Origin of the sequence: Aminobacter sp. AP02, from assembly GCF_003148805.1 — a bacterium.
Lineage (GTDB): Bacteria > Pseudomonadota > Alphaproteobacteria > Rhizobiales > Rhizobiaceae > Aminobacter.
The window spans coordinates 165,249-191,809 of record NZ_QGGX01000005.1 but is presented as its reverse complement, the minus strand read 5'-3'; the positions used below and the strand labels follow the sequence as shown (position 1 = coordinate 191,809).

General features: G+C 63.0%; 24 protein-coding genes and 1 pseudogene. 8 read left to right on the top strand and 17 right to left on the bottom strand.

Translation table 11 applies throughout. The features are described from left to right. Position 1 precedes the first annotated feature (1 nt). The 6 genes from C8K44_RS08235 to C8K44_RS08210 all read left to right on the top strand — a co-directional run bounded on the left by C8K44_RS08235 (position 2) and on the right by C8K44_RS08210 (position 6,683). Positions 2-934, top strand: coding sequence for an alpha/beta hydrolase (locus tag C8K44_RS08235; RefSeq protein WP_109575285.1), 933 nt, complete (start codon positions 2-4; stop codon positions 932-934). A gap of 81 nt (positions 935-1,015) precedes the next feature. Further along, the gene (locus C8K44_RS08230; RefSeq protein ID WP_109575284.1) at positions 1,016-2,191 is read left to right on the top strand and encodes a CaiB/BaiF CoA-transferase family protein; all 1,176 of its coding nucleotides are present in this window, start codon (positions 1,016-1,018) and stop codon (positions 2,189-2,191) included. Beyond that, complete coding sequence (locus tag C8K44_RS08225; RefSeq protein WP_109575283.1) at positions 2,188-3,837, top strand: thiamine pyrophosphate-binding protein; 1,650 nt, start codon at positions 2,188-2,190, stop codon at positions 3,835-3,837. Before C8K44_RS08230 ends, C8K44_RS08225 begins: the two co-directional genes overlap by 4 nt. 106 nt (positions 3,838-3,943) lie before the next feature. Further along, entirely contained in the window at positions 3,944-4,660 is a 717-nt protein-coding gene (locus tag C8K44_RS08220; RefSeq protein ID WP_109575282.1) for a glycosyltransferase family 2 protein, read from the top strand. After that, positions 4,657-4,986 (top strand): lipid-A-disaccharide synthase N-terminal domain-containing protein, encoded by a 330-nt coding sequence (locus C8K44_RS08215; RefSeq protein ID WP_109575281.1) that lies wholly within the window; start codon positions 4,657-4,659, stop codon positions 4,984-4,986. Before C8K44_RS08220 ends, C8K44_RS08215 begins: the two co-directional genes overlap by 4 nt. A gap of 8 nt (positions 4,987-4,994) precedes the next feature. Beyond that, entirely contained in the window at positions 4,995-6,683 is a 1,689-nt protein-coding gene (locus tag C8K44_RS08210) for a glycosyltransferase family 39 protein (RefSeq protein ID WP_109575280.1), read from the top strand. A gap of 59 nt (positions 6,684-6,742) precedes the next feature. Here C8K44_RS08210 and C8K44_RS08205 read toward each other — a convergent pair whose 3' ends face one another. The 7 genes from C8K44_RS08205 to C8K44_RS08175 all read right to left on the bottom strand — a co-directional run bounded on the left by C8K44_RS08205 (position 6,743) and on the right by C8K44_RS08175 (position 15,173). Next, complete coding sequence (locus C8K44_RS08205; protein ID WP_109575279.1) at positions 6,743-7,717, bottom strand: ABC transporter substrate-binding protein; 975 nt, start codon at positions 7,715-7,717, stop codon at positions 6,743-6,745. A gap of 51 nt (positions 7,718-7,768) precedes the next feature. Then, positions 7,769-8,902, bottom strand: coding sequence for an ABC transporter permease (locus C8K44_RS08200; RefSeq protein ID WP_109575278.1), 1,134 nt, complete (start codon positions 8,900-8,902; stop codon positions 7,769-7,771). After that, entirely contained in the window at positions 8,899-9,777 is an 879-nt protein-coding gene (locus C8K44_RS08195; RefSeq protein ID WP_109575277.1) for an ABC transporter permease, read from the bottom strand. The genes C8K44_RS08200 and C8K44_RS08195 overlap by 4 nt, the downstream gene beginning before the upstream one ends. A 6-nt stretch (positions 9,778-9,783) precedes the next feature. After that, positions 9,784-10,605: an ABC transporter ATP-binding protein gene (locus tag C8K44_RS08190; protein WP_199227049.1), complete on the bottom strand. Its 822-nt coding sequence runs from the start codon at positions 10,603-10,605 to the stop codon at positions 9,784-9,786. A 179-nt stretch (positions 10,606-10,784) separates the two neighbouring features. Beyond that, on the bottom strand, positions 10,785-12,236 hold the full coding sequence (hydA, locus tag C8K44_RS08185; protein WP_109575275.1) for a dihydropyrimidinase: 1,452 nt from the start codon (positions 12,234-12,236) through the stop codon (positions 10,785-10,787). A gap of 152 nt (positions 12,237-12,388) precedes the next feature. Next, positions 12,389-13,639: a Zn-dependent hydrolase gene (locus C8K44_RS08180; protein WP_109575274.1), complete on the bottom strand. Its 1,251-nt coding sequence runs from the start codon at positions 13,637-13,639 to the stop codon at positions 12,389-12,391. 205 nt (positions 13,640-13,844) lie between these two features. Beyond that, positions 13,845-15,173, bottom strand: a complete 1,329-nt coding sequence (locus C8K44_RS08175; RefSeq protein ID WP_109575273.1) for an aspartate aminotransferase family protein — start codon at positions 15,171-15,173, stop codon at positions 13,845-13,847. 239 nt (positions 15,174-15,412) lie between these two features. Between C8K44_RS08175 and C8K44_RS08170 the strand changes: the two genes are divergently transcribed. Further along, the gene (locus C8K44_RS08170) at positions 15,413-16,045 is read left to right on the top strand and encodes a TetR family transcriptional regulator C-terminal domain-containing protein (protein ID WP_109575427.1); all 633 of its coding nucleotides are present in this window, start codon (positions 15,413-15,415) and stop codon (positions 16,043-16,045) included. An 18-nt stretch (positions 16,046-16,063) separates the two neighbouring features. Here the strand turns inward: C8K44_RS08170 and C8K44_RS08165 are convergent, their stop codons facing one another. From C8K44_RS08165 to C8K44_RS08135, 7 genes and pseudogenes are all read right to left on the bottom strand, one after another. Continuing rightward, positions 16,064-16,435, bottom strand: a complete 372-nt coding sequence (locus C8K44_RS08165; protein ID WP_109575272.1) for a DoxX family protein — start codon at positions 16,433-16,435, stop codon at positions 16,064-16,066. Positions 16,436-16,497: 62 nt separating this feature from the next. Further along, the gene (locus C8K44_RS08160; protein ID WP_109575271.1) at positions 16,498-16,956 is read right to left on the bottom strand and encodes a carboxymuconolactone decarboxylase family protein; all 459 of its coding nucleotides are present in this window, start codon (positions 16,954-16,956) and stop codon (positions 16,498-16,500) included. Beyond that, the gene (locus C8K44_RS08155; protein ID WP_109575426.1) at positions 16,953-17,486 is read right to left on the bottom strand and encodes an Rrf2 family transcriptional regulator; all 534 of its coding nucleotides are present in this window, start codon (positions 17,484-17,486) and stop codon (positions 16,953-16,955) included. Before C8K44_RS08155 ends, C8K44_RS08160 begins: the two co-directional genes overlap by 4 nt. Positions 17,487-17,589: 103 nt before the next feature. Beyond that, positions 17,590-17,956: pseudogene (locus C8K44_RS08150) on the bottom strand (VOC family protein). Between the two features lie 27 nt (positions 17,957-17,983). Beyond that, the gene (locus C8K44_RS08145) at positions 17,984-18,388 is read right to left on the bottom strand and encodes a nuclear transport factor 2 family protein (RefSeq protein WP_109575270.1); all 405 of its coding nucleotides are present in this window, start codon (positions 18,386-18,388) and stop codon (positions 17,984-17,986) included. An 11-nt stretch (positions 18,389-18,399) separates the two neighbouring features. Beyond that, positions 18,400-19,713, bottom strand: coding sequence for an NAD-dependent dihydropyrimidine dehydrogenase subunit PreA (preA, locus tag C8K44_RS08140; RefSeq protein WP_109575269.1), 1,314 nt, complete (start codon positions 19,711-19,713; stop codon positions 18,400-18,402). A gap of 11 nt (positions 19,714-19,724) precedes the next feature. Further along, on the bottom strand, positions 19,725-21,077 hold the full coding sequence (locus tag C8K44_RS08135) for an NAD(P)-dependent oxidoreductase (RefSeq protein ID WP_109575268.1): 1,353 nt from the start codon (positions 21,075-21,077) through the stop codon (positions 19,725-19,727). A 268-nt stretch (positions 21,078-21,345) separates the two neighbouring features. Here C8K44_RS08135 and C8K44_RS08130 point away from each other — a divergent pair, with 268 nt between their 5' ends. Beyond that, entirely contained in the window at positions 21,346-22,122 is a 777-nt protein-coding gene (locus tag C8K44_RS08130) for a VOC family protein (protein ID WP_109575267.1), read from the top strand. A 102-nt stretch (positions 22,123-22,224) separates the two neighbouring features. Here the strand turns inward: C8K44_RS08130 and C8K44_RS08125 are convergent, their stop codons facing one another. The 3 genes from C8K44_RS08125 to C8K44_RS08115 are packed head-to-tail and all read right to left on the bottom strand — an operon-like array spanning position 22,225 to position 26,561. Continuing rightward, a complete protein-coding gene (locus tag C8K44_RS08125; protein WP_109575266.1) occupies positions 22,225-24,345 on the bottom strand; it encodes an ABC transporter ATP-binding protein in 2,121 nt (706 codons plus the stop codon). An 11-nt stretch (positions 24,346-24,356) separates the two neighbouring features. After that, entirely contained in the window at positions 24,357-25,514 is a 1,158-nt protein-coding gene (locus C8K44_RS08120; protein ID WP_109575265.1) for an ABC transporter permease, read from the bottom strand. Positions 25,515-25,526: 12 nt separating this feature from the next. After that, entirely contained in the window at positions 25,527-26,561 is a 1,035-nt protein-coding gene (locus C8K44_RS08115) for an ABC transporter permease (RefSeq protein ID WP_109575264.1), read from the bottom strand.

Below are 26,561 nucleotides of genomic sequence, written 5' to 3'. Positions count from 1 at the left end.
TATGCCATTTGATACCATCACAACGCTCGAGTCTCCGACCGGCGCGAAACTCAATCTCTACATCAGACATGCCGAGAACCCTCCCCGTGCCGTGGTGCAGATCAACCACGGCCTCGCCGAGCATGCAGCACGTTACGACCGCTTCGCCGATTTCCTCGCCGCGCTAGGTTATCACGTCTATGCCCAGGACCATCGCGGCCATGGCGCGACATCGGCGCCCGGCGCCCCTATCGGGCGTTTCGCCCATAGCGGCGGCGTCGAGCATGTTCTCGCCGATGTCGGGGCGGTGCACGACCTGATCGCCGAACGGCACCCCGGCCTGCCCGTGGTCATTTTCGGCCATTCGATGGGCGGGCTGATCGCGCTCAACTTCGTATTGCGCCACCCCCGGCGCATTGCCGCCGCAGCCATCTGGAACGCCAATTTCTCGGCCGGCCTGCTCGGCCGCCTCGCCCAGGTGATCCTTGCCTTCGAGCGCTTTCGGCTGGGCTCGGACGTGCCGTCCCGCATGCTGCCGAAACTGACCTTCGGCGACTGGGCCAGGAAGGTTCCCAATCCCCGCACCGAATTCGACTGGCTGTCGCGCGATCCGGCGGAGGTCGACGCCTATGTCGCCGACCCTCGTTGCGGCTGGAACGCATCGGTGTCGATGTGGATCGACATTTTTGACCTCGTCTTTGCGGGTGCGGACGACCGAAATTTTGCTGCCGTGCGCAAGGACATGCCGTTCAATCTGGTGGGCGGCGAGCGCGATCCCGCCACCGATGGCGGCAGGGCCGTCGAAGCGCTTGCTTCACGCATGCGCCGCATGGGTTTTTCAAATCTCGTTTCAAAGGTTTATGCCGAGATTCGCCACGAAAGCCTGAACGAGATCAACCGCGAGCCGATCATGGCCGATTTCGCCGACTGGCTGGACCGCACATTTCCCCGCTGACAGCTGGCCCATCGCAACGTGGTGGCGGGATATCGGGACTCCTGATAGATCGGGCCCACTTGAAATGAATTTTGGTGCCTCATGAGCAATCCGCCCCTTCACGGCGTCCGCGTCATCGAACTCGCCCGCATCCTCGCCGGCCCCTGGGCCGGACAATTGCTGGCCGATCTCGGCGCCGACGTCATCAAGGTGGAGAACCCCGACGGCGGCGACGACACGCGCAAATGGGGCCCTCCCTTCGTCACCGGCCATGACGGCGAAAACCTCTCGGCCGCCTATTACCATTCCTGCAATCGCGGCAAACGCTCCATCGCGCTCGACTTTTCGACGCCTGAAGGTGCCGAGATCGTGCGCAAGCTCGTCGCCGACGCCGACGTGCTGATCGAGAACTTCAAGCTCGGCGGCCTCAAGAAATACGGCCTCGACTATGAGAGCCTGAAGAAGATCAATCCGAAGCTTGTCTATTGCTCGATCACCGGCTTCGGCCAGGGCGGCCCCTATGCCGCCCGCGCCGGCTACGACTTCATTGTCCAGGGCATGTCCGGCCTGATGTCGATCACCGGGCCAGCCGGCGGCGAGCCGCAGAAGGTCGGCGTTGCCGTCACCGACATCTTCACCGGGCTCTATTCCGTCATCGCCATCCAGGCAGCGCTTCGCCACGCCGAAGCCACTGGCCAGGGCCAGCATGTCGACATGGCCTTGTTCGACGCCCAGATGTCGGTGCTCGCCAACCAGAACCTGAATTATCTGGTCTCGGGCAATTCGCCTGTGCAGATGGGCAATGCCCATCCCAACATCTCGCCCTACGAGGTGCTGCCGGTCAGCGACGGGCATTTCATCCTGGCGGTCGGCAATGACGGCCAGTTCCAGAAATTCTGCGCCATCGTCGGCCTCGAAGCCATCGCCACCGACCCGCTCTTCGCCACCAATTCGGCGCGCGTCGCCAACCGTGTTGCGCTGCGCGAAAAGATCGTCGCGGCACTCGCCGCCTTCGACCGCGAAACGCTGCTTGCCAGGCTTGAAGCGGCGGGCGTGCCGGCAAGCCCGATCAACACCATCGGCCAGGCATTCGCCGACCCGCAGGCGATCGCGCGCGGCATGCGCATGGACCTCGACGACGGCCACGGCAACAAGCTGCCTTCGGTGCGCGCGCCGATGGTCATGTCGGAGACCCCGCTCGCCTATGACCGCCCCTCGCCGCGACTTGGCGAACACACCGCAGAAATCCTTGCCGAACTGGAGAAGAATGCGAAATGAAGACCGGCGGAAAACTGATCGTCGATGCGCTTGAGGCCAATGGCGTCGACCGCATGTATTGCGTGCCGGGCGAATCCTATCTCGCGGTGCTCGATGCGCTGCATGATTCAAGGATACGCAGCATCGTCTGCCGCCAGGAAGGCGGTGCCGCGATGATGGCCGATTGCCATGGCCGCCTCACCGGCAGGCCGGGCATCTGCTTCGTCACCCGCGGCCCCGGCGCCACCAACGCCTCCGCCGGCGTGCATATCGCCATGCAGGATTCGATCCCGATGATCCTGTTCATCGGCCAGGTGGCGAGCCACGCCAAGGAGCGCGAGGCCTTCCAGGAAGTCGACTACAGGCGCTTCTTCGGCGACATCGCCAAATGGGTCGTCGAAATCGACGACGCCGCGCGCATTCCCGAGTTGGTCACCCGCGCCTTCGCCGTCGCCATGTCCGGACGTCCCGGCCCGGTGATCGTGTCGCTGCCAGAAGACATGCTGACCAGCGTCGTCGAGGCTCCGGCGGCACTGCCAGCGACCCCGGTCGAAACCCGACCCGGCGAAGAAGAGCTTTCGAAGCTCGAAGCCCTGCTCAACAGTGCGAAGAACCCGTTCGTCATTCTGGGCGGCACGCGCTGGAACGCCGAAGCCGTCGAGCGGATCAAGAAGATCTCGGAAGCCTGGGCGCTTCCTGTCGGCGTCTCGTTCCGCCGCCAGATGCTGTTCGACCACCTGCATGAAAACTATGCCGGCGACATCGGCATTGGTGTCAACCCAAAGCTCGCCAAGGCGGTCAAGGAAGCCGACCTCGTGCTGCTCGTCGGTGGCCGCTTCGGCGAAATGCCCTCGTCCGACTACACGCTGATCAAGAGCCCCTACCCCGACCAGACACTCGTCCACGTCCACGCCGACACCAGCGAACTCGGTCGCGTCTATCGCCCTACATTGGCCATCAACGCCTCGCCGGCCGCTTTCGTCGAGGCATTCGCCAAGCGCAAGCCTGCCGCGAAGCCCGTCTGGGCCGAAGCCACCAAGGCGCTGCACGCCGCCTATCTCGAATGGTCGACACCGCCGCTGACTGGCCCCGGCGCCGTCCAGATGGGCCCGATCATGAACTGGCTGGAAAAGGTCCTGCCCGAGGACGCGATCCTGACCAACGGCGCTGGCAATTACGCCACCTGGGTGCACCGCTTCCACCGCTTCCGCCGCTTCGCCACGCAAGGCGCACCGACCTCCGGCTCGATGGGCTACGGCACGCCGGCCGCTGTCGCAGCCAAGGGCCTGTTCCCCGATCGCGAGGTCATTGCCTTTGCCGGCGACGGCTGCTTCATGATGAACGGCCAGGAGTTCGCCACCGCCGTGCAATACGGCCTGCCGATCATCGTGATCGTCGTCAACAACGGCATCTATGGCACCATCCGCATGCACCAGGAGCGCGAGTATCCCGGTCGCGTCGAGGCAACCGACCTCAAGAACCCGGATTTCGCGGCCCTTGCCCGTGCCTATGGCGGCCATGGCGAGACCGTGCGCGAGACCGACGAGTTCGCACCTGCGTTCGAACGCGCGCGCTCAAGCGGCAAGCCGACGATCATCGAGATCAAGCTCGACCCCGAGGCGATCACGCCGACGCGTACGCTGAGCGACATCAGGGACAAGCGCTGACGCTTGCCCCCAGGGAAAGTGCAACCGTCGTGGCAAATGCGCGTCTTTGATGCTATTGAGGCCGCGCAATCCGCCATCCAGACGTCATATTTTCCCGGGCAAGCTGATGATTTCAATCGTCATTCCGTGCAAGAACGAAGCCGAAAACCTGCCGATCCTGGTCGGCGAGGTTCATGCCGCGATGGCCGGCCGCGACTACGAGGTGATCGTCGTCGACGACGGCTCGACCGACAGCACGCCGCACGTTCTTGCCGAGCTTGCCCGTACGGCAGGGCGCCTCCGCCACATCCGTCACGACCGCTCGGCGGGCCAAAGTGCTGCTGTTCGTTCCGGCGTCATTGCCGCCAGGGGCGAAATCGTTGTGACCATGGACGGCGACGGCCAGAACGATCCGGCCTATCTGCCCAAGCTCGCCGACGCTCTGGTTGCTGCGGGCCCTTCGGTCGGCATCGCCGCCGGCCAGCGCCTCAAGCGCACCGACACCAAGCTCAAGCAATTGTCCTCGCGCTTTGCCAACGGCCTGCGCGAGATGATCCTGCGCGACGGCACCCGCGACTCGGGCTGCGGGCTCAAGGCGCTGCACACTGACCTGTTCCGCCAGCTGCCGTTCTTCGACGGCTGGCATCGCTATCTGCCCGCCCTTTCGCTGCGCGAAGGCCGCGGCGTCGTCCATGTCGATGTCGTCGACCGCTCGCGCCGTCATGGCAAATCCAACTACGGCATCCTCGATCGCGGCATGCGCGGCATCCTCGACCTGTTTGGCGTGTGGTGGTTGCGCCGCCGCCGAAAGGTGGTGCCAACGGTCACGGAGCTCGGCCAATGAACCTCATCGCGGAACTCGGCACCTGGCTGCACGACGTTTTCGTCGCCCAGTTCGACGGATGGATCCTGCTCGGCTTTATCGCGCAAGGCCTTTTCACCATGCGCTTCGTCGTCCAATGGCTCGCTTCCGAACGCGCCAAGCGCTCGGTGGTGCCGATCGCCTTCTGGTTCTTCTCGCTCGGCGGCGGTGCGTTGCTGCTCATCTACGCCATCAAGCGGCAAGACCCGGTCTTCATCGCCGGCCAGGGACTCGGCCTGTTCATCTACATCCGCAATCTCTGGTTGATCGCCAATGAGCGGCGCTTGGCCATGTCCAAGACGGACTGACCACCAGCATGTCGACTTCCGGACTCAAGACCTCCGCAACGTCCCGCAAGGCGTTGACGCCGCTAACCTATCTGCTGCTGGCACTGCTCGCTTTGTTCGCCTTCGCGCCGGGCATCTCCACCCTGCCGCCGACAGACCGGGACGAATCGCGTTTCGTCCAGGCAACCAAGCAGATGGTCGAGAGTGGCGACTATGTCGACATCCGCTTCCAGGACGTGCCGCGCTACAAGAAGCCTGCCGGCATCTACTGGCTGCAGTCCGCCGCCGTTCTTGTCAGCGGCCAGGGCAGCGACGCCCCGATCTGGGTCTACCGCCTGGTCTCTGTCTTCGCGGGCACCTTCTCGGTTCTGGCGCTAGCGTTCATCGGCGACCGCATGTTCGGGCGAACTGCCGGTGTGATTGCAGGCCTCGGCCTGATGGGCATCTTGATGCTGGGCGTCGAGGCGCGCATCGCCAAGACAGACGCCACGCTGCTCGCCACCGCTTTGCTCGCCCAGGGCGCTCTGGCGACAATCTATCTGGGCCACAAGGCAGGCAGGCCACAGGGCAAGGCCCATTGGTGGTTCTGGGCGGCCCAGGGTCTGTCGATCCTGATCAAGGGCCCGGTCATCCCGTTCATGAGCGTGCTGACGATCGCCGCCATTGCCATCTTCGACCGTGACCGCTCCTGGCTGCGCAAGCTGAAGCCTCTCGGCGGCCTCCTTTTGGCGCTGCTGGTTGCCGCGCCTTGGCTGGTACTGATCACGCTCAAGACCGGCAGCGCCTTCTGGCAGGAATCGGTCGGCAACGACCTGTTGAGCAAGGTGGGCTCCGGCCAGGAATCGCATGGCTTCCCGCCCGGCTACTACTTCCTCACCTATACGCTGTTCATGTGGCCATTCGCGCTTGTCGCGCTCGAAGGCGGGCTCAAGGCGCTCAAGCGCTTCCGCCAGGACCCGCGCCTCTTGTTCTGCCTCGCCTGGTACCTGCCCTACTGGGTGGCGATCGAACTGATCCCCACCAAGCTGCCGCACTACGCCCTGCCGTCCTACCCCGCGATGATCCTGCTGATGGCGTGGGTGCTGACCTCAAAGTCTGCCGCCAGCATCGAACTGTCGCGCTGGCAGCTCTGGCTGCGCCGCGCTTGCGCTTTCGGCATGTTCGGCATCAGCATCGGCCTTGCGGCCATCGCGCTTGGCATCACGCCCTACCTGCTGGGTTATTTCTCCTGGTGGGGGCTGCTCGCGGCCGTGCTGGTCCTGATATCAGCCAGATATGGCGTCGGCGCGCCAGACGGAATGGACCCGGTCAAGCGCGTCGCTTTCGCAGCGGCGGCGGCCGCCGCCGTTTTCGGCGTGCTGACGTGGAAGATCCTGCCACCGCTCACGCCCTTGTGGCTCAGCCCCGAGATCGCCGAACGGTTCGAGAAATTGAAGCCGTGCCCGACCTCGCAACTGGTCTCCGCCGGCTATGGCGAGCCGAGCCTGGTCTTCCTCGCCGGCACGCAGACCCAGTTCACCGACGGCAAGGGCGCTGCCGAAGCGCTCGTCGCCGATCCGGCCTGCGGCATCGCCGTCGTTGCCGAAGCCGAGAGCAAGGCCTTCCTCGCCGCCATTCCCGGCGGTGTGGACGCGCTCAGGCAGCGCGGCCTTATCGAGGGCATGAACTACTCCAAGGGCGAGCCACGCACGCTGACCTTCTACACGCTGGTGAAGTAGTCCCGCACAAGCAAAAGGGGCGGTTACCCGCCCCTTTCCAGTTTCCGATCGTCCAGAGCTTACTTGATCGCCTTGTCGGTGATTGCCGACGTCCAGGCGCCGGAAGGCTCCTTGGTGATGATCTTTTGGTCGAGCAACGCCTTGGCGGTCCGCTCGTAAGCGGCGGGGATCAGCTTGCCGTCGGCATTGTCGATCAGCTTGGCCACTTCGCCCATCATGCGCTTCTGGTGGTTTTCGTCCTGGCCGCCGTTGTCGACGACGATGCCGGCTGCCTCATCGGGATTGTCGACGGCATATTTCCAGCCCTTCATCGAGGCGCGCACGAAGCGAACCATCTTGTCTTCGAAAGCCGGGTCCTTGAGCTTGTCTTCAAGCGCGTAGAGACCGTCCTCGAGCAGGTCGTTGCCCATGGCGGTGTAGTTGAACACCGTCAGCTCTTCCGGCTTGAAGCCGGCGTCGATCAGCTGCCAGTACTCATTGTAGGTCATGACGGAGATGCAGTCGGCCTGCTTCTGGATCAGCGGCTGCACGTCGAAGCTCTGCTTCAGCACAGTAACGCCGTCCGCCCCGCCTTCGGTCGACAGGCCGAGCTTGTTCATCCAGGCGAAGAATGGATATTCGTTGCCGAAGAACCAGACGCCCAGCGTCTTGCCCTTGAAGTCGGCTTCGCTCTTTACCGGCCCGTCCTTGGGGCAGACCAGTTCCATGCCGGCCTTCTTGTAGGGCTGTGCGATGTTGACCAGGCCTACGCCTTTTTCGCGGGCCGCAAGCGCTCCGCCCATCCAGTCGACGATCACGTCGGCGCCACCGCCGGCGATCACCTGCTCCGGCGCGATGTCGGGGCCGCCGGCCTTGATGTCGACGTCGAGGCCTTCATCTGTATAGAAGCCCTTTTCCTTGGCCACGTAGTAGCCGGCGAACTGTGACTGCGTCACCCACTTGAGCTGCAGCGTCACCTTGTCGGCGGCGAGCGCTGCCTGTGCTGCGGCCAGCGACATCGCCCCCGCCATCAACGATACCATCAGTCTTTTCATCTTCTTTTTTCCCTCTGAAGTTGGACCGCGGCCCCGCCCAAGGAGCTCAGGTCACGCCCGCCCACCACGGACGGACGGATGCCAGAAAGTGGTGGCCCTCTCGATGAAGGCGACCACGCCATAGAAGACGGAACCGGCCAGAGCCGCAACAGCGATCTCCGCCCAGACCATGTCGACATTCATGCGCCCGATCTCGGTCGAGATGCGGAAGCCCATGCCGACGATCGGCGTGCCGAAGAATTCGGCGACGATGGCACCGATCAGCGCCAGCGTGGAGTTGATCTTCAACGCGTTGAAGATGAAGGGAGCGGCAGCCGGCAGCCTGAGCTTGAACAGCGTCTGCCAGTAGCTGGACGCATAGGTGCGCATCAGGTCGCGCTCCATATGGCCCGAGGCGGCTAGACCGGCCACCGTGTTCACCAGCATCGGGAAGAACGTCATGATGATGACCACGGCGGCCTTGGACTGCCACTCGAAGCCGAACCAGATCACCATGATCGGGGCGACGCCGATGATCGGCAGCGCCGACACCATGTTGCCGATCGGAAGCAGGCCTCGGCGCAGGAACGGCACGCGGTCGGCGAGGATCGCCACGACGAAGCCCGAGGCGCAACCGACGATGTAGCCGAACAGCACGGCCTTGAAGATCGTCTGGCGCACGTCAGCGGCAAGGATAGGCAGCGAATTGCCGATGCGCGCGGCAATGGCACTCGGCGGTGGCAACAGGATGAACGGAACGCCCGCCCCGCGCGTCACCGCTTCCCACAGGATCAGGATCCAGGCGCCGAAGATTGCCGGGATCAAAAGCCTTAGGAAGGTTTTTGCCTGCGGCGACTGCGGTTTGAGCGCCGACAAGATGGCGACGCAACGCCACGCAAGCAGCCACGCGGCGGCCAGCAGCAGGAAGTATGGCATGCGCGCCATGCCTTCATTGCCTGATATGCCCGCAATCAGCAGCCAGGCAGCCCCATGCGCGCCAATGAAAAGCACGGCCGCACTGGCAGCGCCCGAAAACATGGCGAAAGAAGCGACAGCGCTCAGGGCGACGAGCCCGATGACGAGCGTCGACGTGCCGTTCGACATCGGTGCCGCCGCCTCGGCCGCAAGCATCGGCATCGTGGTCATGGCCACGGCGCACAGCACCAGGGCCAGCGCGACCTGCCAGGACAGTCTGGAAAAACTCATGCCGGCCTCCCGCCCATGGAACGTTCGACCAGCCTGCCGACTAGCCCGACAAGCACCACAAGCATCGCCGCCACCACCGAGCCGGCGACGAGTGCCGCCCACATGTCGATGGTCTGGCTGTAGTAGGAGCCGGCGAGCAGCTTGGCGCCGATGCCTGCCACCGCACCCGTCGGCAACTCGCCGACGATCGCACCGACGAGGCTCGCCGCCACCGCCACCTTCATCGATGCAAACAGGAACGGCACCGATGCCGGCACGCGCAGCTTCCAGAAGGTCTGCGACGCACTGGCATTATAGGTGTGCATCAGGTCGAGATGCATGAGATCGGGCGAGCGCAGGCCCTTCACCATGCCGACGGCGACCGGGAAGAACGACAGATAGGTCGAGATCAGCGCCTTGGGGATCAGCCCGGTGATGCCGATGGCCGCCAAAACGACGATGATCATCGGCGCCACCGCAAGGATCGGGATCGTCTGCGAGGCGATGATCCACGGCATCAGCGAGCGGTCGAGCGCGATGACATGGACGATGCCGACGGCGATCAGGATGCCGAGCGCTGTGCCGAAGGTAAAGCCGAGCAGCGTCGACGACAGCGTCACCCACGAATGGTAGACGAGGCTGCGCGCGCTGGTGACCTTCCGGAGAAAAGTGTTTTCGAAGAAGTTCTGCGCCACCTGGTGTGGCGCCGGCATCGTCGGCTTGGGCTGCGACAGCGTCTTGCCGATGAACTCCATCGTCGTCGGCGTCTCGCCCGCCCGCCGGTCGAGATCCCGCTGGAACGGCGCGTTCATGTAGACGGCAAACGCGTACCACGCAGCCACGATGACCGCGAGAATGGTGATGACGGGCACGACCCGGTCTCTGAGGCGATCCATGGCGGCTCAGTCCTCGTAGGAATGGCCGGCACGCAGCCCGTCGCGGACGCGGGCTGCGATCGCCAGGAATTCGGGGCTCTCGCGGATGTCGAGTGGCCTTTCCGCTGGCAGCGTCGACTCGATCACGTCGGTCACCCGCCCCGGGCGCGGCGACATGACGACGATGCGCGTCGACAGATAGACAGCCTCGGGGATCGAGTGGGTGACGAAGCAGATCGTCTTGTTGGTCTGCCGCCACAGCCTCAGCAATTGCTCGTTGAGATGGTCGCGCACGATCTCGTCGAGCGCGCCGAACGGCTCGTCCATCAGCAAAAGGTCGGCATCGAAGGCGAGCGCGCGGGCAATGGATGCCCGCTGCTGCATGCCGCCCGAAAGCTGCCAGGGATATTTCTTCTCGAAGCCGGTGAGATTGACCAGGTCCATCGTGCGCTTGATGCGCTCTTGCTGCTCGGCTTTCGGCAGGCCGATGATCTCGAGCGGCAGCCCGACATTGCTCTCGATGGTGCGCCACGGAAACAGCGCCGCCGCCTGGAAGACATAGCCATAGGCGCGCGCCTGTCGCGCCTGTTCCGGCGTCATGCCGTTGATCGAGATCTTGCCTTCCGTCGGCTGTTCGAGGTCGGCGATCACCCGCAGGAACGTCGTCTTGCCGCAGCCGGAAGGCCCGATGAACGAGACGAATTCGCCCTTGTTGATGGTCAGGTTGACGTCTGAAAGCGCCCTGACCGGGCCGTCATTGGTCTGGAAGGTCAGCCCCAGCTTTCTGGCTTCGACGACGGCGTTCTGATTGACGCTTGTCGCCGTGGCTTGATTGACTGTCATGAGCATTGCCCGACTTTACCCCACATCATGCCATCCTCTCCGAAGATGAGGCAGGCGTCCACTTGATCGGGATGTTTTTGCTGGCCAGCAGAACCGGTTGTCGTCCGGTGCCATCCTTGCGACCGCCAGACGCGGTCGCCATCCCTGCTCGGTACACGGAAATTACCTGCGATTTCAGCAGATAGTTACACCCCGGTCGCCGGGATGCCGGCTCGCTCCACCTTGCGTGGCGCAGTGATCTCCTTCCACTGCGACAGCGCCCGGTTGACCGCGGCGTGTGGCTCGCGAGCGACGAACTCGCCGTGGCCGGGATGCGCCTTGACCTCGGCCTCCTGGATGGCGAGTTCGCCACGCGTGAACACGAAACGCGGCAGTCCGGTTACCTCGATGCCCTCGAAGACGTTGTAGTCGATGATCGACTGCTGGGTCTTCGCCGCGATCGTCTTCTTGCGCTTGGGATCCCAAACCACGATGTCGGCGTCCGCACCCTCAACGATCGCCCCCTTCTTGGGGTACATGTTGAGGATCTTGGCGATGTTGGTTGAAGTCACAGCGACGAACTCGTTCATCGTCAGGCGGCCGGTGTTGACGCCCTTGGTCCACAGCACCGGCATGCGGTCTTCGAGACCGCCGGTGCCGTTGGGGATCTTGGTGAAATTGCCGACGCCGTTGCGCTTCTGCTCGGTGGTGAACGAACAATGGTCGGTCGCCACCACCTGCAGCGAACCTGCCTGCAGGCCCGCCCACAGCGAATCCTGATGCAGCTTGTTGCGGAAGGGCGGGCTCATCACCCGGCGCGCGGCATGGTCCCAGTCCTTGTTGAAATATTCGGTCTCGTCGAGCACCAGGTGCTGGATCAGCGGCTCGCCATAAACGCGCATACCCTTCTGCCTGGCACGGCGGATCGCCTCATGCGCCTGCTCGCAAGAGGTATGCACGACATAAAGCGGGCTGCCGACCATGTCGGCGATCATGATGGCGCGGTTGGTCGCCTCGCCTTCGACTTCCGGCGGGCGCGAATAGGCATGTGCCTCCGGGCCATTGTTGCCGGCGGCCAAAAGCTTAGCCGACAGCTGGGCTACGACGTCGCCGTTTTCGGCGTGCACCAAAGGCAGTGCGCCAAGCTCGGCACAGCGCTGGAACGACGAATACATCTCGTCGTCGTCGACCATCAGCGCGCCCTTATAGGCCATGAAGTGCTTGAACGAGGTGATGCCCTTGTCGACGACCTGGGCCATCTCGTTGAACACCTGCTCGCCCCACCAGGTGATCGCCATGTGGAACGAGTAGTCGGAGCAGGCCTTGGAGGTCTTGTTGTCCCACATCTGCAGCGCTTCGAGCAGCGACTGGCCGGGCGCCGGCAGGCAGAAATCGACGACCATCGTGGTGCCACCCGAAAGGGCCGCGCGCGTGCCGGTCTCGAAGTCGTCGGCTGAGTAGGTGCCCATGAAGGGCATTTCGAGATGGGTGTGCGGATCGATGCCGCCCGGCATGATGTAGCAGCCGGTGGCGTCGAACTCGTGATCGGCATGCAGATTGTCGCCGATGCCGACGATCTTGCCATGCTGGATCAGCACGTCGGCCTTCCACGTCCGGTCGGCCGTGACGATGGTGCCGTTCTTGATGACTTTGCTCATATGCTCAGTTCCCCAATTCTAGCCGCGCTTCTTTTTTGAGCGCTTTGGCCGTGTTTCAGATCATGTAAGGACCGCCCCTAGGTCGAACAGCGCAAAACACCCCTCCCCAAGATGGGGAGAGGCGAGATGCGCAAGGGTATGAACCCAAAAACTCACTCCACGATCCCTGCTGTTTCCAGGACCGCATGGAACAGCACGTCGCAGCCGGCGGCGGCCCATTCGGGATAGATTTCCTCGTCTTCATTGTGGCTGAGCCCGTCGACGCACGGGCAGAAAACCATTGCCGTTGGCGCCACGCGGTTGATCCAGCAGGCGTCGTGGCCGGCACCCGAGACGATGTCGCGATGACTGTAGCCAAGCCGGTCAGCCGCATCACGCACGGCCTTGATGCAATCCTTGTCGAAAGCGACAGGGTCGAAATGGCCGACCTGCTCGATTTCATATGAGATATCCAGCGCCTCGCAGATGGTCGCGACACCCTCGCGGATGCGCCCGTCCATGGCATCGAGCACTTCCTTCTCGGGCGAGCGGATGTCGATGGTGAAGACCGTGCGCCCGGCAATGATGTTGCGTGAGTTCGGATAGACCTCCATGTGCCCGACGGCACCGACCGCGTCGGGCTGGTAGTCCATGGCGATCTCGTGCACCAGCTCGGTCACCCGCGCCATGCCGAGGCCGGCATTGCGGCGCTTGTACATTGGCGTCGAGCCGGTATGCGCTTCCATGCCGGTCAACGTCACCTGCAGCCACTTCAAGCCCTGGCCATGGGTGACGACGCCGATTTCAATCTCTTCGTCTTCGAGGATCGGCCCCTGCTCGATATGCAGCTCGAAGAAGGCCTTCATCTTGCGAGCGCCGACCTTTTCGGTGCCCTTCCAGCCGATGCGCTCCAGCTCGTCGCCGAAGCGCTTGCCGTGCGCGTCCGTGCGGGCATAGGCGAAATCCTGCTCGAGCACGCCGGCGAACACGCCCGATGCCAGCATGGCCGGCGCAAAGCGCGTGCCTTCCTCGTTGGTCCAGTTGGTGACGACGATCGGGTGCCTGGTCTTGATGCCGAGATCATTGAGCGTACGAATGACTTCGAGGCCGCCGAGCACGCCAAGCACGCCGTCGAACTTGCCGCCGGTGGGCTGGGTGTCGAGATGGCTGCCGACATAGACAGGCAGCGCTTCGGGGTCGGTGCCTTCGCGGCGGGCAAACATCGTGCCCATCTCGTCGATGCCCATGACGAGCCCGGCAGCGTCGCACCAGCTCTTGAAGAGCTTGCGGCCCTCGCCGTCTTCATCGGTAAGGGTCTGGCGATTGTTGCCGCCGGCGATGCCGGGGCCAATCTTCGCCATCTCCATCAGCGAATCCCACAAACGCTCTGAATTGATTCGCAGATTCTCGCCTGGGGCGGCCATATCGGTAGTCCTCTCATTCCTTGTTATGCCCGGAAACGCCAGCGGTTCCCGACGCCGCATCTCCTTCGTTTGGCTTTCGCCGAAGGGCCCCGCGCAACATGGTGCGGGACTCCCTGGTTCGTTGGAGCAAATCCCGGAGAGCATGGAACGCTCTCCGGGATCAAGCTCTAGAGTGTCGCGCATCCACTTGAACGCGCGAGCAGTTTCAGTCGATCATCCTCAGCACTTCGCGGACGTGATCAATCAACTCGTTGATCTGGCCCTTGGTGATGATCAGCGGCGGCGACAGCGCGATGATGTCGCCGGTGGTCCGGATCAGCGCGCCGCGCTCGAACGCCTTCACGAAGGCCGAGAAGGCACGCTTGCTCGGGCTGCCGGCAATGGGCTGCAACTCGATCGCGCCGATCAGGCCGATGTTGCGGATGTCGATGACGTGCGGCTCGCCCTTGAGCGAATGCAGCGCATCCTCCCAGTAGGACGCAAGCTCGGCGCCACGGGTCAGCAGGCCCTCTTCCTTGTAGGTGTCGAGGGTTGCGAGTGCCGCCGCCGAGGCGATCGGATTGCCCGAATAGGTGTAGCCGTGGAAGAACTCGATCAGGTGCTCCGGCCCGGTCATGAAGGCGTCGTGGATTTCCTTCTTTACGAACACCGCGCCCATCGGGATGACGCCGTTGGACACACCCTTGGCCGTAGTGATGATGTCGGGAACGACGCCGAAATAGTCAGCGGCGAAGGGCGTGCCGAGACGCCCGAAACCGGTGATCACCTCGTCGAAGATCAACAGGATGCCGTGCTTGGTGCAGATCTCGCGCAGCTTCTGCAGATACCCCTTCGGCGGGATGAGCACGCCGGTGGAACCAGCAACCGGCTCGACGATGACGGCCGCGATGGTCGAGGCGTCATGCAGCGTGACGATGCGTTCCAGCTCGTCCGCCAGCTCGGCACCGTATTCCGGTTCGCCGCGCGTGAACGAGTTCTTGGCCGGAAGATGCGTATGCGGCATGTGGTCGACGCCGCCCAAAAGCGTGCCGAACATCTTGCGGTTGGTGACGATGCCGCCGACCGAGATGCCGCCGAAATTGACGCCGTGATAGCCACGCTCGCGGCCGATCAGGCGGGTACGTGCGCCCTCGCCCTTCACGCGCTGATAGGCGATCGCCATCTTCAGTGCGGTCTCCACCGATTCCGAACCCGAATTGGTGAAGAAGACGTGGTCCATGCCCTCGGGCGCGATGTCGACGAGGCGGTTCGCCAGTTCGAAGACGATCGGGTGGCCCATCTGGAACGCCGGGGCGTAGTCGAGCTCGGCGGCCTGGCGCTGGATCGCCTCGGTGATCTTGGGCCGGCAGTGGCCGGCATTGACGCACCACAGGCCTGCGGTGCCATCCAGAATCTTGCGACCGTCGCTGGACGTGTAGTGCATATCCTTGGCCGCAACCATCATACGCGGCGCCTGCTTGAACTGCCTGTTTGAGGTAAACGGCATCCAGAATGCGCTGAGATCGTTGGGCGTAACTTTGAGCCTGTCCGACATGACCAAGCTTTCCTTTCTTCCCCTGTTTCAGTACGGCCAACGCTTGGTCATCGGTGCGTTTTTGTGTTACGCAATTTTTTGACCGATTGGACAAACGTTAGCACCGCCGCTTCGGCGGTCAAGGGATTACTACCGGAAATGCGGCTTCACAGACGCGCTCCACAGGTCGGCAAGAACTGGTCCAGCGGATTGGTCCAGAGAGTGCTGTCGCCCTCCCTCGAATGCGGGACGTCATGACCATGGAAGGCTCGACACCGCGCACCCGTACGCGCATCCAGCAGGAAAAGCGCGAAGTCATCCTCGAAGCAGCACTTGAAGTGTTTTCGACCAATGGCTTCCGTGGTTCGACCATCGACCAGATCGCCGAAGCGGCGGGCATGTCGAAGCCGAATTTGCTCTATTATTTCCGCCGCAAGGAAGACATCCACGAAACACTGATGCACCGGCTGCTCGACACCTGGCTTGCTCCGCTGAAGGAGCTCGACGACATCGGCGACCCGATGACGGAGCTCAGGAGCTACATCAGGCGCAAGCTTGAGATGGCGCGCGATTTTCCCAGGGAAAGCCGGCTTTTCGCCAACGAGATCCTGCAAGGCGCCCCGCGCATCATGTCGATGCTCGAAGGCGAGTTGAAAACGCTGGTCGACGAAAAGGTCGAGGTCATCAAGGGCTGGATGCGCGCGGGCAAGGTCGCCAAGGCCGACCCCTGGCACCTCATCTTCGCCATCTGGGCAACGACCCAGCACTATGCCGATTTCGACGTCCAGGTCCGCGCCGTGCTCGGCCCCGACCGTGGCGGCGAAGGCCGTTTCGAGGACGCCGCACGCTTCCTCGAACAGCTGTTTGTTGAAGGGCTTAGGCCGAAAACCTGAATCGGTTTCTTTGCCGGCCTACTGCCCCGCTGCGATCACCAGCAAGAAGCTGCCGGCAAGCGCCACATTGCTGACCACGCCGTTGATGCGCGAAGCGCGATCCGGTCCCTGATGATCCCAGAAATTGTTGAACATGACGGTCGCAACCAGCAAGAATGCGATCAGGGCGGCTGCGGCAAATGCCGTCCAGGGACCGACGACCAGCATCACCCCGGCGACGATCTGCAGCACGATCCCGCCCCACCGCACCAGCCTCGCCTGCGGCACGCCGCGCGTGGTCATCATGCCGGCGAGGAACGTCGCGTTGGCGATATTGCGCAGGCCCGCGAAAACAAAGGCGCCGCCAAGAAGCAGGCGGCCTACAAATGCCAGTGTCGAAATGTCGAACATAAAATCCCCCTTGGCGATCGCCTTCTGGCGATCGCTGCAGAATGGCTTTCTCGGTTATTGGATCAGGCGGCCTTGGCTTCAGCGACCGGATGAACGGCGTGGAATGTCACGCAAAGGCGGTTCCAGGTGTTGATCATGCCGAGCGCCATGGTGAGCTTGACCAGTTCTCCCCCGGAGAAGTGCTTTTGCGCTTCGGCATAAAGTTCGGCCGGAACGCCGGCATCGGCAATGTTCGTGACCGCTTCCGTCCAGGCAAAGGCCATTCGCTCGCGCTCGGTGAAAAGCGGCGATTCCTTCCACGCTGCGACGAGCCACAGGCGCTGTTCGGTCTCGCCGTCCTGCTTGGCCTCGCGGCTATGCATGTCTACGCAATAGGAGCAGCCGTTGATCTGCGACGCGCGCAACTTGATCAGGTGCAGCAGGCTGTGCTCAAGCCCGCATTCGTTGATTGCGCTGGTGAGCGAGACCAGATGTTTCGTCAGTTCGGGGGCCGCGGTATAGAAATTCAGCCTGGGTTTCATGGCATCTTCCTTTCGTTGATGGTCTTTGCCTTGGAGTTCTGCGGCCGCTGATTAAGCGCAACGAAAGCGCAGCTGGCGGCGACGATGCGTTGATCGGTATTCTCGGTAAAATCGGTAACGATGTCGGAGAGCCGCGTGCCGGCAAGTGCCGTGCGATAGGCGCGCTCCGCCTTGAGCATGGCAACGTTGATGCCGCAGGGCTTCACATAGGCCGAGGCGTCGAGCGCGTAGCTGCCCTTCTGCCTGATCTCGCCGCAGCGGAACGCCGGCTCCCTGCCCTCGATCGCCACCACGATGTCGAGCAGCGTGATTTGCTCGGGCAGCTTCGCCAGGCGGTAACCGCCATTCGGCCCCGGAACCGATTCCAGCACCCTGGCGGCAGTCAACGCCTTGAGATGCTTGAGCAGATAGCTCGGCGAAAGCCCGAATGCCTCAGCCATCACGGTGCCCGGCATCGTGGCGTCGCCCTCGACGCCGGCCAGCATCGCTGCACAATGGATCGCCGCTTCTACGCCGTCACCAAGCTTCATGGTTGCCACCTCACAATCATGGACTCCGTGTATCATGGATATTCTCTATCCACAATAAGCGTAGCAATAAATTCGCTGGTAGCGATGCCGATCTGTCGAGCGCTCAGCCCGCCGGCTGCCACAGCTCGACGGGGTTGCCTTCGGGATCATGGATCCGGGCGAACGACCGTTGGGATAGGCCTCGGGATCGACCTCACCTCGATGCCGCCGGCGCGAAGCTGCGCCACCAGCGCGTCGAGATCGCCGACGCGGAAATTGATCGTCCATTGCTGCTCGGGCTTGCCGAAATAGTCTGTATCATCGGGAAACGGCGCAAACACAGTCGCCGCGGCCAGCTGTTGCCGAAGACTCTTGTCGTAGCTGTCGGGAACGAGGTCGACGCCGAGATAACAGGCATACCATCGGGCAAGTCCTTGCGGATCGCGGGCGCGAAAGAAAAAACCGCCGATGCCAGTACCTTTTACATCCAGCCATCATCCGCCCGCAACAGGCCGAGATCAAGCCGAGGGGTCACTCGGTTCAGGTGCATCTTGCTTGGTCGCGGGCGTCACATGACTAAGCACGCATTTCCAACCGCTTCCGTGCCGGACAAACACATCACTCGTCCATTCGTCCGCCGAGAACGGCTGGCCGCGAAAATGGCCGCTGTTGACCACGCGCGCTGAGTAGACCGCCGTCGCGCCGTAGAGCTCGACGCGTGGGTCGCCAACGGGATCCATCATGTCGTGGGTCAGATCGCCCGACTGCACCGTGGCGAGAAAATCCGCCTTTCCAGTCGCGCCATCGGGGCCGACGATCACCCAATCATCAGTCATGAAGTCGCCAATAGCGGTGGCGTCGTTGGAAACGATCGCCGCCGCCCAGGCTCGAGCGAGTTCTACAACCTCGCTCTTGTCGTCCATGGCTTGCCGCCCTACTCCGCCGCCACCTTGGCCATCGGGTTGTTGGGATGCGTCGTCCAGTTGGCATAGTTGGGCGAAACCGGCTTGCCGGTGCGCTTGTCCATGGCACCGACAGCCAGCGGCTCCATGGTGATGCAGCCTTCGACCGGGCAGACATTGACACACAGGTTGCACCCGACGCATTCCTCCTCGATCACCTCGAAGTGCCTGACGCCGTCGAGCATGCTGGTGATCGCCTGATGCGAGGTGTCCTCGCAGGCGATGTGGCAGCGGCCGCACTTGATGCAGGCGTCCTGGTCGATATGCGCCTTGGCGACATAGTTGAGGTTGAGATACTGCCAGTCGGTGACGTTGGGCGTGGCGCGCCCGACGATATCGTCGAGCGAGCGATGTCCCTTCTCGTCCATCCAGTTCTCGAGGCCGGCGATCATCTCCTGCACGATCTTGAAGCCGTAGGTCATGGCCGCCGTGCAGACCTGCACGTTGCCGGCGCCGAGCGCCATGAATTCGGCCGCATCGCGCCAGGTGGTGATGCCGCCGATGCCCGAGATCGGCAGGCCCGCCGTCTCCGGATCGCGCGCGATCTCGGCCACCATGTTCATGGCGATCGGCTTCACTGCCGGGCCGCAATAGCCGCCATGCGAACCCTTGCCGTCGATTGTCGGCTGCGGTGCGAAGCTGTCGAGATCGACGCCGGTGATCGAGTTGATGGTGTTGATCAAAGACACCGCGTCGGTGCCGCCGGCGAGTGCGGCGCGCGCCGGCTTGCGCACGTCGGTGATGTTGGGTGTCAGCTTGGTGATGACCGGCATGCGGGTGTTGGCCTTGCACCAGCGCACCACCATCTCGATATACTCCGGCACCTGGCCGACGGCGGCACCCATGCCGCGCTCCGACATGCCGTGGGGGCAGCCGAAATTGAGCTCGATGCCGTCGGCGCCGGTTTCCTCGACCACCGGCAGGATCGCCTTCCAGGCCTCCTCGATGCACGGCACCATCAGCGACACGACGATCGCCCGGTCGGGCCAGTCCATCTTGACCTGCTTGATCTCGCGCAGGTTTGTCTGCAGGTCGCGATCGGTGATCAGCTCGATATTGTTGAGGCCGAGCAGGCGCCGGTCAGCGCCCCAGATCGCGCCGTAGCGCGGGCCGTTGACGTTGACCACGGGCGGCCCCTCCTCGCCGAGTGTCTTCCACACGACGCCGCCCCAGCCGGCCTTGAAGGCACGGATGACGTTGTAGGCCTTGTCGGTGGGCGGCGCCGATGCCAGCCAGAACGGGTTGGGCGACTTGATGCCGACGAAATTGTTTCTGATATCTGCCATCTCAGCCTCCCTTAGCTCATCAAGGCGCGGTTGATGGATTCAGCCGCGTCGCGCCCTTGCGCCACGGCCGAAACGGTCAGGTCGTCGCCACCGGCGATGCAGTCGCCACCGGCCCAGACCTTTTTGAGCGATGTTCGCCCTTCGGCGTCGACCTTGATGCGGCCACCCTCCATGGCAATCGAAGCACCGCTGCCGTTGAGTGCGGAAGGTTCGAAGCTTTGGCCGATCGCCTTGAACACCTGGTCGGCGGCGAGCCGGACGATCTCGCCAGTGCCGGAGAGCTTGTCACCCTTCATGGCGGTGTATTCGAGTTCAATACCAACCACCTTGCCGCCGTCCGATACGACCTGCTTCGGCTGCAGCCAGTGCCGGATGACAACACCGTTGGCGGCCGCGAGATCCTGCTCGAATGCAGAGGCGTTCATGTGCTCCTGGCCACGGCGGTAGCAGATCGTCACTTCCTCGGCACCAAGCAGCTTGGACTGCACGGCAGCATCGACCGCGGTCATGCCGCCGCCGATGACGACGACACGGCGTCCGACTGGCAGGCCGGCGAGATCGCTCGACTGGCGCAGCACGGAGATGAAATCGACAGCGTTGGAAACGCCATTGGCGTCCTCGCCGTCGGCGCGCAATGCGTTGACGCCCGCAAGGCCGAGACCGAGGAACACCGCGTCGTAGCTCGCAGAAAGTTCGGCGAGATGATAGTCGCGGCCGAGCGCCTTGCCGTTTTCGATCGTGATGCCGCCGATCGATGTGACGTAGTCGACTTCGGCCTGGGCGAAGTCGTCGGTGCTCTTGTAGGCGGCGATACCGTATTCGTTGAGGCCGCCGGCCTTTTCCCGCGCCTCCAGAATGGTCACTTCATGGCCGTAGCGGGCGAGCCTGTGGGCAGCCGCAAGGCCAGCCGGTCCAGCGCCGACGACGGCAATCTTCTTGCCGGTCGGAGCTGCGCGGCTATAGAACTGCTTGCCCTGCTCCATCGCCACATCGGTGGCGTAGCGCTGCAGGCGGCCGATCTGCACCGGCTTGCCTTCGGCGACCTCACGGACGCAGACCTCTTCGCACAAGGTCTCGGTCGGGCAGACGCGGGCGCACATGCCGCCGAGGATGTTCTGGTCAAAGATAGTCTTGGCCGAACCGAGCGGATTTCCGGTCGAAATCTGGCGGATGAACATCGGGATGTCGATCGATGTCGGGCACGCCGTCATGCACGGCGCATCGTAGCAAAAGTAGCAACGATCCGACTCGACCAGCGCCTCGTGATTGTCGAGAGGCGGGTGCAGGTCGGAAAAATTTTCGGCATATTGAGCGGACTCAAGGCGGCCGCCGACTATGCCTTCCTTGAAAAGACCTTCTGCCATTCCAGTTCCCCAGTTTTTATTGGTTTTGAGGAAGCGTAGCACTTTCTGTTTTTTTATCAATTGGTCAATTTTCGAGCTAAGTATTTGAAAACTCTCAAAAATAATATGAATTTGATTGTCAGGTTTTTATCTCGAATACTTACGGCCCCTGCGTAAATTTCGGCTTCCTGTCGGAAATCCGCCCGGGTCCACGTCATATGATGGTGCTGCCGCGCCACGGAGATCCGTGCGCCAACGATTGACGGCAGGAAACGCAAGGGAGCCAGACATGCCCCATACCCCGCAATCCTTCTTCTGGTACGAACTGATGACGACCGACCTCGACGCCGCCGAGGCCTTCTACACTGCTGTGGTGGGCTGGCGGGCCGAGCCTTTCGACAAGGCGGCCGACATGCCGCGCTACGTCGTGGTCAACGCCGGCGACCGCGGTGTCGGCGGCCTGATGGACCTGCCCGAAGAGGCCAAGAAGATGGGAATGCCGCCCGCCTGGATCGGCTACATCGACACCAAGGATATCGACGTTTCGGTGGCGTCGCTGACCAAGGCCGGCGGCTCCGTCATCAGGCCAGCTGACGACATCCCGGGCGTCGGGCGGTTCGCCGTCGTCGCCGATCCGCAAGGTGCGGTTTTCATGTTTCTGCAGCCGAATGGCCCGGAGCAGCCGTCAGTGCCACTGGATACGCTGGGGCATGTCGGCTGGCACGAGTTGTATACGACCGACTGGCGCGCGGCCCTCGAGTTCTATTCGAGCCAGTTCGGCTGGGGCAAGGACGACCAGTTCGACATGGGAGCGATGGGCATCTACCAGATGTTCAACGCCGGCAAAGGCATGATCGGCGGCATGATGAACAGGCCCGAGCAAATCCCGATGTCGGTCTGGCAGTTCTACTTCAACGTGGCAGCGATCGACGCTGCTGCCCAGCGCGTGACCGATCGCGGCGGCAAGGTGCTGATGGGGCCGATGGAGGTTCCCGGCGGCCAGTGGATCGTGCAGTGCCAGGACCCACAGGGCGCCCATTTCGCCTTGTTGGCGCCGGTGAGGTAGGCAAAGGTGACGATGCACATTCGCGTATTGGCTTGCTGGTGACGCGATCTCGCCTTCGCTCCTTGTCGGACGCTTTCGCGCCGCCAGCCCGCTACCCGCTGATCACCCTGTCGGCGTCACGTCGTGCGCGCCGCCCTTGCCGACGCTGATGACCGGCTCCATCGCAGCAAAAACGCTGGGCGGCAGGTGGCACTTGATCTGGTGGCCGCCGCCCATGTCGCGCACCGGCGGCACCTGGGTCTCGCACAGATTGCCCGGCACCTGGGACTTGTAGCGGCACCGCGTCTGGAACGGGCAGCCAGACGGCGGGTTCATCGCCGAGGGAATGTCGCCGTCGAGCACGATGTGCTTCTTGACCACCGAGGTGTCGGCGATCGGGATCGCCGACAAAAGTGCTTCGGTATAGGGGTGGTAGGGCGGCGAGAAGATCTGGTCGGTAGTGCCCTGCTCCACGACATGGCCGAGATACATCACCACCACGCGGTCGGCGATGTAGCGCACCACCGACAAGTCGTGGCTGATGAACAGCATCGTCGTCTTTGATTTGCGCTGGATATCCATCAGAAGCTCGGTGACCGCCGCCTGCACCGACACGTCGAGCGCCGACACCGGCTCGTCGGCCACCACCACCCTGGCCTGACCGGCGAAGGCGCGGGCGACGCCGATGCGCTGCTTCTGCCCGCCCGAGAGCTGGCGCGGCATGCGTTCGGCAAAAGCGCGCGGCAGCTTGACCAGGTCAAGCAGTTCCATCATGCGCTGTGTGCGGTCGGCGGCCGTCTTGCCGACATTGAACTTTTCCAGCGTGCGGATGATCTGCGAGCCGACCGAATGGCTCGGGTTGAGCGTGTCGAACGGGTTCTGGAACACCATCTGGATCGCCGACACGGTTGCCACGTCGCGGTCCTCGATGCCGGTCGACTGGATTTCCTTGTTGCCGAGCAGAACCTTGCCCGAGCTTGCCGTTTCGAGCCCGAGCAGCACCTTGGCCAGCGTCGACTTTCCGCAGCCGGATTCGCCGACGATGGCGACGGTCTCGGACTCGCGCGCCACGAAGCTGATCGTCTCGTTGGCCTTGACGACCCTGCCCTCGCTGGAGCCGAAAACCTCGCTGCCGCCGACGCGGTAGTATTTTTTCAAATCGTCGATCTTGAGTACCGGCGCGCCCGGCTCGACCTTCTCGTGCTTTTTGCCCGCACCTGGCGGCATGGCCGCCCAGTCGATCTCGTTGAAGCGCACGCAGCGGCTGAAATGGCCTGCATGGCCGGTGACCGGGATCATCGGGATTTCGTCGGCATTGCACAGGCCTTCGACGAAGTGGTGGCAGCGCGGGCCGAAATTGCAGCCCTTGGGGCGCTGGTGCGGCAGCGGCAGCTGGCCGGGGATGGCGACCAGCGGACGCGAATTCTTGTCCGCTCCGGGCAGCGGGATCGAGCGGAACAGCCCCTGGGTGTAGGGATGGCGCATGCGGTCGAAGACATCCTTGATCGAGCCGGTTTCGACCGCCTCGCCAGAATACATCACCGTGATGCGGTCGCAGGTCTCGAGGATCAGGCCGAGATTGTGCGACACAAAGATCATCGAGGTGCCGAACTGCTTGCCGAGCCCCTTGACCAATTGGACAATGCCGGCCTCGACGGTGACGTCGAGCGCGGTCGTCGGCTCATCGAGCAAAAGCAGCGCCGGATTGGACAGCAGCGCCATGGCAATGACGATGCGCTGCTGCTGGCCGCCGGAGAGCTGGTGCGGGAAGGAGCGCATCATGCGCTCGGGGTCGGGCAGCTTGACGGAGCGGACCATTTCGAGCGCGCGTTTGTAGGCCTCGTCCTTCGACACCTTGTCGTGGATCATGGGCACTTCCATCAGCTGCTGGCCGACCTTCATCGCCGGATTGAGGCTCGCCATCGGCTCCTGGTAGATCATGGCGATCTTGTTGCCGCGGATGGAGCGCAGCTCCTCTTCGGACATGTCGCCCATGTCCTTGCCCTGGAACTTGATGCGGCCGCCGACAATCTTTCCGATGTTGGAGAGGTCGCGCATGATGCCGAGCGACACCGTCGACTTGCCGCAGCCGCTTTCGCCGACGATGCCCATTGCCTCGCCGGGCATCACCGTGCAGGAGAAGTCCATAACGGCCGGGATTTCGCCACGACGGGTGAAGAACGAGATGGAGAGGTTCTCGATCTCGAGGATGGGTTCGGCAGGAGTTCTGACGGCTTCGTTCATGACGATCTCCCTCAGTCCTTCATCGATTGTTCGCGCAGCGCATCGGCAAGAAGGTTGAGGCCGAGCACGAAGGACATCAGCGCGATTGTTGGCGGCAGCGCCGGGTGGATGAAGGAGCGCAGCAGGCGGCTCGCATCCTTGATCGCGGTGCCCCAGTCGGGACTTTCGGGCGCGAGGCCGAGGCCGAAATAGCCGAGCGTGCCGAGCAGGATGGTGGTGTAGCCAATGCGCAGGCAGGCATCGACGATCAGCGGCCCGCGCGCATTGGGCAGGATCTCCCACAGCATGATGTACCAGGGCGTCTCACCGCGTGTCTGGGCGGCGGCGACATAGTCGCGCGTCTTGATGTCCATGGTGAGGCCGCGGACGATGCGGAACACGCCCGGGCTGGAGGCGAAGACGACGGCGACGAAGATGTTGAGCTGGTTGGGGTCGATGTGGATGATGCCGAACGGATCGGCGTTGAAGACCAGCCCGGCATAGACCCAGCCGCCGATCAGAAGCGTCAGGCCAAGCAGCAGATAGATGCGTTCGGGCCGGCCCTTGAAGCGGGTGTAAAACAGCGTCGAAAAGAAGATGATCGGAAACAGAAAGAACACGCCCGCCATGGCGTAGGGGATTGGCGTGTCCATGATGCCGGGCGTGACCAGCAGGTAGAACAGCAGGATCACCGGGAAGGCGAGCACGAGGTTGGCGAGGAACGACAGGAACGAGTCGATACGTCCGCCATAGTAGCCGGCAGGCAGGCCAAGCGTGATGCCGACCATCAACGCGAAAGCCGTAGCGGCGGGCGCGATGATCAGCACGATCTGGCTGCCGTAGACCATGCGCGAGAAGACGTCTCGGGCAAGCTTGTCGCCGCCGAACAGGTAGACCTGCTTCGACGCCGGCTCGATGGCACCTGGCAGCGCGTCCTTCATGATGGGGATCTGGCTGAGCGGATCGAAGGGCGCGACCTTGGCAGCGAAGATCGCCGTGAACAGCCAGAAGAAGCAGATGGATACCCCGGCGATGCCGACGCCTGAATCGAAGAGCTGGCCGTAAAGTCCGAGGTGCTTGCGGAAATTGAAGCTCGCGACCAGCACGATGGCCATGGCCAGCCACACCGGCCAGAAGCGGGCGAGCACGCCAAGGAAGGTCTGGAAGGCGCCGATATATTCGATCTGCATGCGGCCCTCTCCCTACTGAACGCGGATGCGTGGATTGAGGTAGGCGTAGCCGACATCGGAGATCAGCTGGGTGATCAGCACGATGAAGACCGAGACAAGCGAGCAGCCGAGCAGAAGGTCGATGTCGTTGTTGCCGGCGGCCTCGACCAGCGTGTAGCCGAAGCCCTGGTAGCGGAACATCACCTCGACGATGACGACGCCGGTCAAAAGCCACGGGAACTGCAGCATGATGACGGTGAACGGTGCGATCAGCGCATTGCGCAACGCATGCTTGACCACCACGTTGCCGAACGACAGGCCCTTGAGCCTGGCGGTGCGGATATACTGCTGGGTCATCACCTCGACCATCGAGGCGCGGGTCATGCGGGCGATATAGCCGATGCCGTAGATGGCAAGCGTCATCACGGGCAGCGTGAAATTGTAGAAGGTGATGCCCTGGCTGGCTGATGCCGCCGAGCCGTTCAGCCAGCCGAGCCACGAGGCAAAGATGACGGTGAAGATGACACCCGAGACATATTCGGGCGTGGCGGTCGTTGCGATCGAGGCGATGGACAAGGTTCGGTCGGTGCGCGAACCCTCGCGCATGCCGGCAAGAATGCCGATCAGCAACGCTATGGGCACCATCGTGGCCAGCACCCAGAACATCAGGATGCCGGTGGCGCCGAGTGCAGGAAACAGCTTTGTCGCGACGGGCGTCTTGAACTTGGTCGAACAGCCGAAATCACCCTGCAGTATCCCCGAATAGGTCGGCACGGCAGGTTCGTTGCAGAAGCGGAAGCGCGGTACGGCCTGGCCCGTGGCAGGGTCAATGTTCGGCTGCTTTTGGACAACGCCGAGCCACTGGCCATACCGGATGAAGAAATTCTGGCGGTAGCCGTTGCGCTGGAGCCAGCTTTCGAGCTGGTCCGATGTCGTGCGCATCTCGGTCTGGCTGATCGCCAGCTTCCTGAGGTTGGGCTCGAGATTGATGAGGAAGAACACCACAAGCGTCAGGCACAGCATGGTGAGTGCCATGGTGCCGAGGCGGCGCGATATGAAAGATAGCAT

Excerpts from the sequence above, each read along its gene's own strand:
- C8K44_RS08200 (WP_109575278.1), bottom strand. The coding sequence starts at position 8,902 with ATGAGTTTTTCCAGACTGTCCTGGCAGGTCGCGCTGGCCCTGGTGCTG.
- preA (WP_109575269.1), bottom strand. The coding sequence starts at position 19,713 with ATGGCAGATATCAGAAACAATTTCGTCGGCATCAAGTCGCCCAACCCG.
- C8K44_RS08210 (WP_109575280.1), top strand. The coding sequence starts at position 4,995 with ATGTCGACTTCCGGACTCAAGACCTCCGCAACGTCCCGCAAGGCGTTG.
- C8K44_RS08125 (WP_109575266.1), bottom strand. The coding sequence starts at position 24,345 with ATGAACGAAGCCGTCAGAACTCCTGCCGAACCCATCCTCGAGATCGAG.
- C8K44_RS08215 (WP_109575281.1), top strand. The coding sequence starts at position 4,657 with ATGAACCTCATCGCGGAACTCGGCACCTGGCTGCACGACGTTTTCGTC.
- C8K44_RS08120 (WP_109575265.1), bottom strand. The coding sequence starts at position 25,514 with ATGCAGATCGAATATATCGGCGCCTTCCAGACCTTCCTTGGCGTGCTC.
- C8K44_RS08205 (WP_109575279.1), bottom strand. The coding sequence starts at position 7,717 with ATGAAAAGACTGATGGTATCGTTGATGGCGGGGGCGATGTCGCTGGCC.
- C8K44_RS08225 (WP_109575283.1), top strand. The coding sequence starts at position 2,188 with ATGAAGACCGGCGGAAAACTGATCGTCGATGCGCTTGAGGCCAATGGC.
- C8K44_RS08165 (WP_109575272.1), bottom strand. The coding sequence starts at position 16,435 with ATGTTCGACATTTCGACACTGGCATTTGTAGGCCGCCTGCTTCTTGGC.
- C8K44_RS08195 (WP_109575277.1), bottom strand. The coding sequence starts at position 9,777 with ATGGATCGCCTCAGAGACCGGGTCGTGCCCGTCATCACCATTCTCGCG.
- C8K44_RS08130 (WP_109575267.1), top strand. The coding sequence starts at position 21,346 with ATGCCCCATACCCCGCAATCCTTCTTCTGGTACGAACTGATGACGACC.
- C8K44_RS08170 (WP_109575427.1), top strand. The coding sequence starts at position 15,413 with ATGGAAGGCTCGACACCGCGCACCCGTACGCGCATCCAGCAGGAAAAG.
- C8K44_RS08175 (WP_109575273.1), bottom strand. The coding sequence starts at position 15,173 with ATGTCGGACAGGCTCAAAGTTACGCCCAACGATCTCAGCGCATTCTGG.
- C8K44_RS08160 (WP_109575271.1), bottom strand. The coding sequence starts at position 16,956 with ATGAAACCCAGGCTGAATTTCTATACCGCGGCCCCCGAACTGACGAAA.
- C8K44_RS08180 (WP_109575274.1), bottom strand. The coding sequence starts at position 13,639 with ATGGCCGCCCCAGGCGAGAATCTGCGAATCAATTCAGAGCGTTTGTGG.
- C8K44_RS08115 (WP_109575264.1), bottom strand. The coding sequence starts at position 26,561 with ATGCTATCTTTCATATCGCGCCGCCTCGGCACCATGGCACTCACCATG.
- C8K44_RS08190 (WP_199227049.1), bottom strand. The coding sequence starts at position 10,605 with ATGCTCATGACAGTCAATCAAGCCACGGCGACAAGCGTCAATCAGAAC.
- C8K44_RS08235 (WP_109575285.1), top strand. The coding sequence starts at position 2 with ATGCCATTTGATACCATCACAACGCTCGAGTCTCCGACCGGCGCGAAA.
- hydA (WP_109575275.1), bottom strand. The coding sequence starts at position 12,236 with ATGAGCAAAGTCATCAAGAACGGCACCATCGTCACGGCCGACCGGACG.
- C8K44_RS08135 (WP_109575268.1), bottom strand. The coding sequence starts at position 21,077 with ATGGCAGAAGGTCTTTTCAAGGAAGGCATAGTCGGCGGCCGCCTTGAG.
- C8K44_RS08230 (WP_109575284.1), top strand. The coding sequence starts at position 1,016 with ATGAGCAATCCGCCCCTTCACGGCGTCCGCGTCATCGAACTCGCCCGC.
- C8K44_RS08220 (WP_109575282.1), top strand. The coding sequence starts at position 3,944 with ATGATTTCAATCGTCATTCCGTGCAAGAACGAAGCCGAAAACCTGCCG.
- C8K44_RS08145 (WP_109575270.1), bottom strand. The coding sequence starts at position 18,388 with ATGGACGACAAGAGCGAGGTTGTAGAACTCGCTCGAGCCTGGGCGGCG.
- C8K44_RS08155 (WP_109575426.1), bottom strand. The coding sequence starts at position 17,486 with ATGAAGCTTGGTGACGGCGTAGAAGCGGCGATCCATTGTGCAGCGATG.